Source organism: Burkholderia sp. Bp8994 (assembly GCF_003853805.1).
Taxonomy (GTDB): Bacteria; Pseudomonadota; Gammaproteobacteria; order Burkholderiales; family Burkholderiaceae; genus Burkholderia.
On sequence record NZ_QTQH01000007.1, the window covers coordinates 252,821 to 264,101 of the forward strand.

Here is an 11,281-nt window from a genome sequence, read left to right on the forward strand (position 1 = left end):
TCGCGGCCGCGCCGGTGACCGCCTTTCGCTTTGACCGATTTATGCCGACTCACCCGCTGGTATTCCATTCCTCGCCGGACCAGACGATCGCCTGGCGCGACGGCACGCCCGTCACCGTCCGCACGTTCGTCGCCGATGTCGCGCGCGTGGCCGCCGCACTGCCCGCCGGCCGCCACGTGTTCAACGTGTGCCGCGACCGCTACCGCTTCGCGGTCAGCCTGTGCGCGGCGCTCGTCACCGGCAGGATCAGCCTGCTGCCGTCGACGCACACGCCCGAGATGGTGCGCCAGCTCGCGTCGTTCGCACCCGACGCGTTCTGCCTGCACGACGCGCCGGACTGCACGATCGACCTGCCGCGCTTCGCGTATCCGGACGCCGCACCCGGCGAACTCCCCGACGACGCACCGTGCGTGGTGCCGCAGATCGACGCGTCGCGGATCATGGCGTACGTGTTCACGTCCGGCTCGACCGGCGCGCCGGTGCCGCACCGCAAGACCTGGGGCTTCCTGGTCGGCTGCGTGCGCGCGGCGGCCGAGCGCCTCGGCCTGCTCGACGGCCGCGCGGCCACGCTGATCGGCACCGTGCCCGCGCAGCACATGTACGGCTTCGAATCGACGGTGCTGCTCGCGCTGATCGGCGGCCTCGCGTTCAGCAACCGTCAGCCGTTCTACCCGGTCGACATTCGCGACGAACTCGCCGCGATCCCGCAGCCGCGCGTGCTCGTCACGTCGCCGATCCACCTGCGCGCGCTGCTGTCGGCCGGCCATGCGCTGCCGCCGGCCGCGCTCGTGCTGTCGGCCACCGCGCCGCTGTCGGAAAAACTCGCGTACGAAGCCGAGGCCGCGCTCGAGGCGCCGCTCGTCGAAATCTACGGCAGCACCGAAACCGGCCAGATCGCGACGCGCCGCACGTCGCAGGGCGCCGCGTGGCAACCGTTCCCGGACATCCGGCTCGACGCGCGCGCGGCGCACGACGCGTCGGACCACGATGCCGCGGGCGACGACAGCGGCCCGACCGTGTGGGTGTCGGGCGGACACGTCGAAACCCCGGTGCCGATGGGCGATGCGCTCGAGCTGCTCGGCGACGGCCGGTTCCTGCTGCACGGCCGCAAGGCGGACCTCGTCAACATCGCCGGCAAGCGCACGTCGCTCGCCTACCTGAACCATCAGCTGAACGCGATTGCCGACGTCGTCGACGGCGTGTTCTTCATGCCGGACGACATCGCGCCGGCCGACGCCGATGCGACCCGCGAACCGGTCACGCGCCTCGTCGCGCTCGTGGTCGCGCCGACGCTCGCCGCGGCCGACCTGCAGCGCGCGCTGCGCGAACGGATCGATCCGGCGTTCATGCCGCGCCCGCTCGTGTTCGTCGACGCATTGCCGCGCAACGAAACGGGCAAGCTGCCGCGCGACGTGGTCGCCGCGCTCGTCGCACGGCACACGCGCGCCGCCGGGGCCGACGTGCGCGAGCGCGCCGCGACGGCCGCGCCCGATGCGCCGCTCGCGTTCACGATTCCCGCCGATCATCCGGCGCTGCCCGGTCATTTCCCCGGTCGTCCGATCGTGCCGGCCGTCGTGCTGCTCGATCACGCGATCGCCGCACTCGGCGCATCGCTGAATCGCCCGCTCGATACGTGGCGGCTGGCTTCCGCGAAATTCCTGAGCCCGGTCGCGCCCGGCGAGGCGCTCGATCTCGCGTTCGATGCAGCGGCCGGCGGCGCGATCCGCTTCACGCTGCGCGCGGGTGCGCGCGACGTCGCGACCGGCGTGCTGTCCGCGCCGCCGGCCGCGCAGGACGGCGCGCAGCGATGAAGCGCACCGCATGGGCCGAGCGCCAGGAACGCAGCAACGCCGGGTTGCTGCGCGTGATGACCTGGATCTCGCTGCGTTTCGGCCGTCGGCCATCGCGCATCGTGCTGCATGCCGTCGCGACTTATTTCGTGCTGTTCTCGCCGGTCGCGTGCGCCGCGTCGCGCGACTACCTGCGCCGCGTGCTCGGCCGTCCCGCGCGCTGGCGCGACGTGTACCGGCACGTGTTCACGTTCGCGGCGACGATCCACGACCGCATCTACCTGATGAACGGCCGCTTCGACCTGTTCGACATCCGGCTGCACGGCGAAACACGGGTCGACGCCGCGCTCGCCGGCGGGCGCGGCGCATTCCTGATGGGCGCGCACCTCGGCAGCTTCGAAGTCGTGCGCGCGATCGGCCGCACGCGCCCGGACCTGCGCGTCGTCGTCACGATGTTCGAAGAGAACGCGCGCAAGATCAATGCGACGCTCGCCGCCGTCAACCCGGCCGCGAAGCCGGAAGTGATTCCGCTCGGGCAGGTCGACTCGATGCTGAAGGTGCGCGAACGCCTCGACGCGAACTGCATGGTCGGGATGCTCGCCGACCGCACGCTGCTCGACGACGCGACCGCGTCGCTGCGGTGGCTGCCGCTGCTCGGCGCGCCGGCGGCATTCCCGCTCGGGCCGCTGTACATGGCCGCGATGCTGCGGCGTCCGGTGCTGTTCATGACGGGCCTCTATCGCGACGGCAATCGCTACGATGTGCACTTCGAGACGCTCGCCGATTTTTCCGACGTGCGCCGCGACACGCGCGCGGCGGCCGTCGACGCGGCGCTCGCGCGCTACGTCATGCTGCTCGACCAGTACTGTCGCGCGGCGCCGTACAACTGGTTCAACTATTTCGATTTCTGGCAGACCGGCACGGCCGCCGCGCGCCGCGACGCGGCGCACGCGTGCGCCGGCCTGTCCGCCACGAGGGATTCCGACGCATGACCGCCGTTCGCCGCTTTCCGCCGATGTTGCTACCGATGCTCCCGCTGCCGCACCCGCGCGCGCTGCGCCGCGCCGCACGCAGGTTCGCCGTCACGGCCGCCGTCGCGCTCGCCCTGCCCGCGCACGCGGCCGACACCGGTTCGGCATGGACCCTCGACCGGCTGATGTCGACACTCGCGCAGCACAAGTCGGGGCGCGCGACGTTCACCGAGACGAAGACGCTGTCGATCACCACGCAGCCGCTCGAATCGTCGGGCGAGCTCGTGTTCGTCGCACCCGACCATCTCGAGAAGCACACGCTGAACCCGAAGCCCGAACATCTCGTGGTCGACGGCGACATGCTCACCGTCGAGCGCAACAACCGCAAGTACACGCTCGCGCTCGCGCGCTATCCGGAGCTCGGCGCGTTCATCGACAGCATCCGCGCGACGCTCGCCGGCAACCGCTATGCGCTCGAGCAGGTCTACAAGGTCGCGCTCGCCGGTCGCGGCGACGACTGGACGCTGACGCTCACGCCGCTCGACTCGCGGATGCTGAAGGTCGTCAGCACGATCACGCTCGAAGGCTCGCGCGACGTGTTGCGCAGCGTCGCGATCCGGCAGGCCGACGGCGACCGTTCGACGATGCGCCTGCAACCCGTCCCGGCGAACTGATGGACGATCGCACCCGGCCGCCCGCCCCCGTCACGCACCGCCTGCCCGCGTGGCGGCAACGCGCGGTGCTCGTGTGGCTGCTCGCGCTCGTCGCATGCGGGATCGCGATCGCCCGCGCGAACTTCACGGCCGACCTGTCCGCGTTCCTGCCGCGCGCACCGAGCGCGGGGCAGCGCGTGCTCGTCGATCAACTGCGCGACGGCATCGTGTCGCGGCTGATCCTCGTCGCGATCGACGGCGGCGATGCGGCCACGCGTGCCGCGCTGTCGCGGCGCGTCGCCGGCACGCTGCGCGCCGACCGGCAATTCTCCTCGATCAACAACGGCGAAGCCGTCGACGACACACACGACCGGCAGTTCGTGTTCGACCATCGCTACCTGCTGAGCCCGGCCGTCGCGCCGCAGCGCTTCAGCGCGGACGGCCTGCACCAGGCGCTCGGCGACAGCCTCGACCTGTTGAGTTCGTCGGCGGGGCTCGTCGCGAAGGCACTGCTGCCGCGCGACCCGACCGGCGAAGTGACGGCGCTCGTCAATCAGCTCGACAGCGGCGCGCAGCCCGCCAGCCGCGACGGCGTATGGGCGTCGCGCGACGGCACGCGCGCGGTGCTCGTCGTGCAGACGGCCGCGCCCGGCTCCGACACCGATGCGCAGGCACGCGCGATCGACGCGGTGCGCCGCGCGTTCTCCGCCGCGACGCAGGCGCTGCCGAACCCGGCCGCGTACACGCTCGCGATGACCGGCCCAGGCGTGTTCTCGGTCGACACGCGCGACACGATCCGGCACGACGTCGAGCGGCTGTCGACGGCGAGCGTCGTGCTGATCGTCGCGCTGCTGCTGACGCTGTACCGCTCGCCGCGCACGCTCGCGCTGGGGCTGCTGCCGGTGCTGACGGGCATCGCCGCCGGCATCGCGGCGGTCGGCATCGCGTTCGGCACGGTCCACGGGCTGACGCTCGGCTTCGGCACGACGCTGATCGGCGAAGCCGTCGACTATTCGATCTACCTGTTCGTGCAATCGGCGCAGGCCGGCTCGCGCGGCACCGCACGGCCCGCCGACGCGACGCGGGCATGGATCGCCGCTTATTGGCCGACGATCCGGCTCGGCGTGCTGACGTCCGTGTGCGGCTTCGCGTCGATGCTGTTCTCCGGTTTTCCGGGCCTCGTGCAGCTCGGGCTCTACTCGATCGCCGGGCTGACGGCCGCCGCGCTCGTCACGCGCTTCGTGCTGCCGCACCTGCGCGGCGAGCACGTCGCAATTCGCGACGTGTCGCGCGTCGGCGCGGTGCTCGCGCGCGCGGCCGCTGCCGCGCCGCGGCTGCGCTGGCCGCTCGCCGCGCTCGTGCTCGCCGCGTGCGCGACGCTCATGCTGCATCGCGACGGCCTGTGGAGCCGCGAGCTTGCGGCACTGAGCCCCGTGCCCGCTGGCGCGCAGGCACTCGACGCACGCCTGCGCGCCGATCTCGGCGCGCCGGACGTGCGCTATCTCGTCGTGATTTCCGCGCCGACCGAACAGGCCGCGCTCGAACGCGCGGAACGGGTCGCCGCGCAATTGCAGCCGCTCGTCGAGCGCGGCGCGCTCGCGGGCTTCGAAAGTCCCGCGCGCTACCTGCCGAGCGACGCCGCGCAGCGCGCGCGCCAGGCGAGCCTGCCGGACGCCGACACGCTTGCCGCACGCATGCGCGCGGCCGTCGCGAACCAGCCGATCCCGGTCAGGCCCGAGCTGTTCGCTCCGTTCATCGCCGATGTCGAGGCCGCACGCCACGCGCCGCTGCTCACGCGCGCGGACCTGCGCGGCACGTCGATGGCGCTCGCCGTCGACGCGCTGCTGACCGAGCGCGCGGGCCGCTGGCGCGCGATGCTGCCGCTGCGCGCGCCGGACGTCGCACGCACCGGTCCGGCGGCTCCGGCGCTCGATGCCGCGCCGATTCGCGCGGCCGTCGCGCGCGCCGGCGTGCCCGACGCGCTGTTCGTCGACATGAAGGCCGAGGCCGACCGCCTGTACGTGAACTACGTGCACGAGGACATCCGGCTGTCGCTCGCGGGTTTCGCGGCGATCGCCGTGCTGCTGCTGATCGCGCTGCGCTCGCCGCGCCGCGTCGTACGCGCGCTCGCGCCGCTGGTCGCGGCCGTGCTGGTGGTGACGGCCGGCTTCGCGCTCGCCGGCGTGCCGCTGACGATCCTGCACCTCGTCGGGATGCTGCTGATCGTCGCGGTCGGCTCGAACTATGCGCTGTTCTTCTGCAAGCGCGACGACGCGCAACCGGTCACGCCGCACACGCTCGTGTCGCTGCTGATCGCGAACCTCGCGACGGTCGCCGGCTTCGGCCTGCTCGCGCTGTCGCGGGTGCCGCTGCTCGAAACCTTCGGGCTGACCGTCGGCCCCGGTGCGATGCTCGCGCTCGCGTTCGCCGCGATTCTCGCGCCGCGCGCGGCGGCGGTGGCCGCTGGCAGCCCTCATCGTGAGCCGACAGGAGGTCGCGCATGAACGCGCCGTCGTCCGTTCCGCCTCGCCAGCCCGGCGATGCGCGCCGCTGGAAACCGACGCCGCTGATCGCGGGCACGGCCGCGCTGCACGCGGGCGCGCTCGCGGCCGTCGTCGCGCAACCGGCCGCATGGCCGTGGGCCGCCGGTGGCGTGGTCGCGTCGCATCTCGCACTGACCGCCGCCGGCCTGTGGCCGCGCAGCGCGCTGCTCGGGCCGAATTGGACGCGCCTGCCGGCCGGCGCCGGCCGCCGGATCGCGCTGACGATCGACGACGGCCCGGACCCCGACGTCACGCCGCGCGTGCTCGACCTGCTCGATCGCCACGACGCGCGCGCGACGTTCTTCTGCATCGGCGATCTCGCGCGCCGCCATCCGCAGTGGATCGAAGCGATCGTCGCGCGCGGCCACGCGGTCGAGAACCACAGCCAGCGGCACCGGCATACGTTCTCGCTGTCGGGGCCCGCCGCGCTGCGCCGTGAAATCGCGGCCGCGCAGCAGACGCTGACCGAGATCGCCGGCACGCGCCCGCGCTTCTTCCGCGCGCCGGCCGGCCTGCGCAATCCGTTTCTCGAGCCGGTGCTGTGCGAGTTCGGCCTGCAGCTCGCCAGCTGGACGCGCCGTGGCTTCGACACCCGCGCGCGCGATGCGGATACCGTCACGCACCGCCTGCTGAACGGCCTGGCTGCGCGCGACATCCTGCTCGTGCACGACGGCCACGCGGCGCGCGACGCGCGTGGCGAACCAGTGGTGCTCGACGTGCTGCCCGCGCTGCTGCACGCGGCCGCCGATGCGCAGTTGCACTGGACCACGCTGCGCGCCGCGCTCGCGCCCGAACCGTCCGATCCGCCCGCCGGGCCGGGCATCCCAGCCGCCCCGTTTGATAAAATCTGACCACGCCCGGCGCGCCCGCCAGCCCCGCTGCGGCGCCCGTTCCGGCCACCGGATACGACCCTCGTGAAACCTCTCCTGCTCTCGCACTTCACCGCCACCAGCTGCATCGGCCGCGGCCTCGACGCGACCGTCGACGCGCTGCGCCACGCACGCGGCGGGCTCACGCCGTGCGACTTCGAACGCGCCGATCTCGACACCTGGATCGGCGCCGTGGACGGCGTCGATGCGCAGCCCGTGCGCGCGGATCTCGCCGACTTCGACTGCCGCAACAACCGCCTCGCGCAACTCTGCCTCGTCCAGGACGGCTTCGACGCGCGCGTCGCGGCGGCCGTGGCGCGCCACGGCGCCGCGCGCGTCGGCGTGTTCGTCGGCACGAGCACGTCCGGCATCCTCGAGACCGAGCGCGCGTACGAGCAGCGCGATCCGGCCAGCGGAGCCCTGCCCGCCGGATTCCGCTACACGCACACGCACAACCCGTATTCGCCGGCTGCGTTCGTGCGCGCGTATTTCGCGCTGCGCGGGCCGGCGATGGCGATCTCGTCGGCGTGCTCGTCCGGCGCGAAGGTGTTCGGCTCCGCGCGCCGGATGATCGAAGCGGGGCTGATCGATGCGGCCGTCGTCGGCGGCGTCGATTCGCTGTGCCTGACGACGCTGTACGGCTTCAATTCGCTCGAACTGCTGTCGCGCCGGCCGTGCCGCCCGTTCGACGTCGCGCGCGACGGCATCTCGATCGGCGAAGCGGCTGCGTTCGCGCTGCTCGAACGCGTGCCCGACGCGCCCGCCACGCTCGACGGCGACGCGATCCTGCTGCTCGGCATCGGCGAATCGAGCGATGCGCATCACATGTCGTCGCCGCATCCGGAAGGGCTCGGCGCGCGCATCGCGATCGAACAGGCGCTCGCGTCGGCCGGCCTCGCTGCAAGCGACATCGACTACGTGAACCTGCACGGCACCGCGACGCCCAGCAACGATGCCGCCGAAAGCCGCGCGGTGGGCGCGCTGCTCGCGCGCACGCCGTGCAGTTCGACGAAGGGCGCGACCGGTCACACGCTCGGGGCGGCCGGCGCCCTCGAAGCGGTCGTCGCCGCGCTGGCGCTGCGCGAACAGTTCGTGCCGGCCGGCGTCAACACGACGCAACCCGACCCGGCGCTGGCCGCCGACTACGTGCTCGCGAGCCGCGATGCGCGCGTGCGTGCGGTCCTGTCGAATTCGTTCGGCTTCGGCGGCACGAACTGCAGCCTGATCCTCGGCCGCGCCGGGCATGCGAGCCGCCGGGAGCCGACATGACCGTCACCGCCTTCATCGAAAGTGTCGGCCTCGTCGGGCCGGGACTGAACGACTGGCCGCACGCGGCCGACGTGCTCGCGGGCCGCGCGGCCTATGCGAGCGCGCGCACCGTGCTGCCGCCGCCTGCCGGCCTGCCGCCGGCGGAACGCCGCCGCACCGGCCCCGTCGTGCGCGTCGCGCTCGCGGTCGGCCTCGAAGCGGCAGCCGCGAGCGGGCGCGATGCGGCCACGCTCGCGACCGTGTTCAGCGCGTCCGGCGGCGACGGCCAGAACTGCCACGCGATCTGCGAGACCCTCGCCGGCGACGATCGCCACCTGTCGCCCACGCGCTTTCACAACTCGGTGCACAACGCGCCGGCCGGCTACTGGAGCATCGCGACCCGCGCGATGGCGACGTCGAACGTGCTGTGCGCGCACGACGGCAGCTTCGCCGCGGGCCTGCTCGAAAGCGTGTGCCAGGTCATGGTCGATCGCGTGCCGAGCCTGCTGATCGCCTACGACACCGACTATCCGGAGCCGCTGCACGCGGTGCGGCCGATCGTCGACGCATTCGGCGTCGCGCTCGTGCTCGCGCCCGACGCGAGCGAACGCACGCTCGCGCGCATCGACGTGCGGCTCACCGACGCGCCGGCGACGACGCTCGCGAACCCCGAACTCGACGCGCTGCGCACCGGCAATCCGGCCGCGCGCGCGCTGCCGCTGCTCGACGCGCTCGCGGCGCGGCGCGCGGCGAGCGTCGTGCTCGACTATCTGGAAGATACGCGCGTGCAGGTCGATATCGCACTGCCGAATGCCGCGGCGGGGCACGCGCGATGACGACGCCCGTTTCGACGCCGATGCCTGCGCCGGCACCGGCCACGCTCGATCGCGCATGGATCGCCGTGCACATTCCGCACGACGGCGCGATGTGCTTGCTCGATCGGGTCGAATCGTGGGACGCCGCGCGCATCCGCTGCAGCGCGACGAGCCACCGCGCCCCGCACAACCCGCTGCGCTCGCGCGGCCGGCTCGCGTCGGTCTGCGGGATCGAATATGCGGCACAGGCGATGGCCGTGCACGGCGCGCTGCTCGGTGCGCAGCAGGCGCAGGCGGAACCCGCGCGGCCGCGCGCCGGCTATCTCGCGAGCGTGCGCAACGTCGACGCGTTCGTCGACCGGCTCGACACGTTCGAGCTGCCGCTGATCGTCGACGCCGAACGCATCGGCGGCGACGACCGCTCCGTGCTGTACGGCTTCACGCTGCGCTGCGGCGAGCGCGTGTTGCTCGGCGGCCGCGCCGCGGTGATGCTCGATGCATCGGCAACCGGCGTGCGCGTTGCGCCGCCCGCGGGCCGCGCGGACCCTAGATGAACCAGCCCCAAGGAAACCAGGCCGTGAAAGCACGTCAGTTCATTTGCACCGCGTTCGTTCTCGCGCTGATCAGCCCGATCGCGCACGCGGACATGTCGGAAGTGAAGCAGGACATCAAGCGCGATTCGAAGGAAGCCGCGCACAAGACCGGCGAGGCCGCGCGCAGTTTCGGCCACGCGACCGCGAGCGCCGCGAAGACGGTCGGCCACGGCATCGCGCACGCGTCGCGCGAAGGCTGGGATGCCACCAAGCGCACGACGAAGCGGATCTTCCACAAGAACGATTCAGGCGAAGGCGCGCGAAAGAGCGATTGAGTGCGAACGTCCCGCGCACCGCAGACGGATGCGCGGGACGCGGCACGACGCGTGAACGCGGCGGTGCCGCACCGCCGCCGTCAGCGCGCGCCGCCGCGCGTGCGACGCGCCGGCCCGCGCGCGAAGCACTTGCCGTACGCGACCAGCCAGCAATCGCGATGATCGAAGTTGCGCAGCAACCGCGCGCGGCGCCGCTCGAGCCAGTGAAGCGCGATCGCCATCGTCAGCGCGACGGCCAGTGCCGAGCCGCCGATCGCGAGTCCCATCCAGGTGTCACCCATGCCTCCTCCGGAATGCGAGGCCGGTGCGGCGTGCGTGCCGTGACGCGGTAGCCGGCACGCGGGCGCACCCGGCCCGCCGCATGCGCGGCGAACCTGCGTCCGTGTTCCGTCACCGCGCGCGTGCGCGCCGCCCCGGCGCTGGATACAGCGGGAGCACGGCCCGGACGCGCGCGCGAACGCCGCCCGGGCCGCCGCGCGTCAATGCATGTGCTGGCCGCCGTTGATCGCGATGTTGGAGCCCGTCACGAAACCGGCCTCTTCCGAGCACAGATAGGCGACCAGCGCCGCGACTTCCTCGGGTTTCCCGAGCCGTCCCGCCGGAATCTGCGGAAGGATCTTGGTATCGAGGATGTCCTGCGGGATCGCCGTCACCATCTTCGTCGCGAGGTAGCCCGGCGACACCGTATTCACCGTCACGCCCTTGCGCGCGGTCTCGAGCGCGAGCGATTTCGTGAAACCGTGCATGCCGGCCTTCGCGGCCGCGTAGTTGGTCTGGCCGACCGAGCCCTTCGAGCCGTTGACCGACGCGATGTTGACGATGCGTCCCCAGCCGCGCTCGACCATGCCGTCGCAGACCGGCTTCGTCATGTTGAACACGGAATCGAGGTTGGTGCGGATCACCGCATCCCAGTTGACCTTGTCGAGCTTGCGCAGCGTCATGTCGCGCGTGATGCCCGCGTTGTTCACCAGGATGTCGACCGGGCCGACGTCCCGGACGATTTTCTCGACGCATTGCTGGCACGAATCGTAATCGGCCACGTCCACCGGATACGCGTGGAATTCGCGACCGGCCGCGTGCATCTCGGTCAGCCAGCGATCGGCGCCGGTGTTGTTCGGCGAATACGTGACGACGACCTGGCAGCCCGCATCGTTCAACCGGATGCTGATCGCTTCGCCGAGACCACCCATCCCACCCGTCACAACTGCAATTCGCTTAGTCATCCTATGAGTTACCGACAAGAAAAGTAGTCAAAGGTGCGGGGCGACGGCATGGCACATGCTGCCGCCCCGCCGCTGCGATGCGCTGGCGCCCGCAGGGCGGACGTGGCGCGCACCGGAACATCACGCTTGTTGTTGGCAGCTTGTTGTGCGCGAAGTTTGCTGCATGTGTGTGCGGCGCTGGCCGGCGCCGCATGCGTGCACTATCGTCAGACTCTGCTCAACCGCGCTCGACCGCGAGCGCGACGCCCATCCCGCCGCCGATGCACAGCGACGCCAGCCCGCGCTTCGCATCGCGCTTGGC

Annotated in this window: 12 protein-coding genes; 10 read left to right on the plus strand and 2 right to left on the minus strand. The window is 72.2% G+C overall.

Annotation, left to right across the window (positions count from 1 at the left end; genetic code table 11):
- Nucleotides 1–41: 41 nt before the first annotated feature.
- From DIE04_RS09855 to DIE04_RS09895, 9 genes are all read left to right on the plus strand, one after another.
- On the plus strand, nucleotides 42–1,811 hold the full coding sequence (locus tag DIE04_RS09855; RefSeq protein ID WP_124521014.1) for an AMP-binding protein: 1,770 nt from the start codon (nucleotides 42–44) through the stop codon (nucleotides 1,809–1,811).
- Nucleotides 1,808–2,782: an acyl-CoA synthetase gene (locus DIE04_RS09860; RefSeq protein WP_124488580.1), complete on the plus strand. Its 975-nt coding sequence runs from the start codon at nucleotides 1,808–1,810 to the stop codon at nucleotides 2,780–2,782. Before DIE04_RS09855 ends, DIE04_RS09860 begins: the two co-directional genes overlap by 4 nt.
- Nucleotides 2,779–3,435 carry an outer membrane lipoprotein carrier protein LolA gene (locus DIE04_RS09865; RefSeq protein WP_124488579.1) on the plus strand — a complete coding sequence of 219 codons (657 nt, stop codon included), beginning with the start codon at nucleotides 2,779–2,781 and terminating at the stop codon, nucleotides 3,433–3,435. The genes DIE04_RS09860 and DIE04_RS09865 overlap by 4 nt, the downstream gene beginning before the upstream one ends.
- Nucleotides 3,435–5,918: an MMPL family transporter gene (locus DIE04_RS09870; RefSeq protein WP_124521013.1), complete on the plus strand. Its 2,484-nt coding sequence runs from the start codon at nucleotides 3,435–3,437 to the stop codon at nucleotides 5,916–5,918. The genes DIE04_RS09865 and DIE04_RS09870 overlap by 1 nt, the downstream gene beginning before the upstream one ends.
- Nucleotides 5,915–6,808: a polysaccharide deacetylase family protein gene (locus DIE04_RS09875; protein ID WP_124488577.1), complete on the plus strand. Its 894-nt coding sequence runs from the start codon at nucleotides 5,915–5,917 to the stop codon at nucleotides 6,806–6,808. The genes DIE04_RS09870 and DIE04_RS09875 overlap by 4 nt, the downstream gene beginning before the upstream one ends.
- A 63-nt stretch (nucleotides 6,809–6,871) precedes the next feature.
- Nucleotides 6,872–8,095 carry a beta-ketoacyl-[acyl-carrier-protein] synthase family protein gene (locus DIE04_RS09880; protein ID WP_124488576.1) on the plus strand — a complete coding sequence of 408 codons (1,224 nt, stop codon included), beginning with the start codon at nucleotides 6,872–6,874 and terminating at the stop codon, nucleotides 8,093–8,095.
- Nucleotides 8,092–8,910 carry a beta-ketoacyl synthase chain length factor gene (locus DIE04_RS09885; protein ID WP_124521012.1) on the plus strand — a complete coding sequence of 273 codons (819 nt, stop codon included), beginning with the start codon at nucleotides 8,092–8,094 and terminating at the stop codon, nucleotides 8,908–8,910. The genes DIE04_RS09880 and DIE04_RS09885 overlap by 4 nt, the downstream gene beginning before the upstream one ends.
- Nucleotides 8,907–9,443 (plus strand): hotdog family protein, encoded by a 537-nt coding sequence (locus DIE04_RS09890; protein ID WP_124521011.1) that lies wholly within the window; start codon nucleotides 8,907–8,909, stop codon nucleotides 9,441–9,443. The genes DIE04_RS09885 and DIE04_RS09890 overlap by 4 nt, the downstream gene beginning before the upstream one ends.
- Complete coding sequence (locus DIE04_RS09895) at nucleotides 9,440–9,757, plus strand: hypothetical protein (protein ID WP_124488573.1); 318 nt, start codon at nucleotides 9,440–9,442, stop codon at nucleotides 9,755–9,757. Before DIE04_RS09890 ends, DIE04_RS09895 begins: the two co-directional genes overlap by 4 nt.
- An 80-nt stretch (nucleotides 9,758–9,837) precedes the next feature.
- On the opposite strand, the gene DIE04_RS09900 is transcribed toward DIE04_RS09895, so the two are convergent.
- Together DIE04_RS09900 and phbB are read right to left on the minus strand one after the other, a co-directional pair.
- The gene (locus DIE04_RS09900) at nucleotides 9,838–10,038 is read right to left on the minus strand and encodes a hypothetical protein (RefSeq protein ID WP_044847444.1); all 201 of its coding nucleotides are present in this window, start codon (nucleotides 10,036–10,038) and stop codon (nucleotides 9,838–9,840) included.
- 198 nt (nucleotides 10,039–10,236) lie between these two features.
- Nucleotides 10,237–10,980 (minus strand): acetoacetyl-CoA reductase, encoded by a 744-nt coding sequence (gene phbB, locus DIE04_RS09905; RefSeq protein ID WP_124488572.1) that lies wholly within the window; start codon nucleotides 10,978–10,980, stop codon nucleotides 10,237–10,239.
- Between the two features lie 55 nt (nucleotides 10,981–11,035).
- On the opposite strand from phbB, the gene DIE04_RS30090 reads away from it, so the two are divergent.
- Nucleotides 11,036–11,281, plus strand: a 246-nt coding sequence (locus DIE04_RS30090; protein ID WP_260426898.1) for a hypothetical protein, incomplete at its 3' end; no start/stop codon positions are given.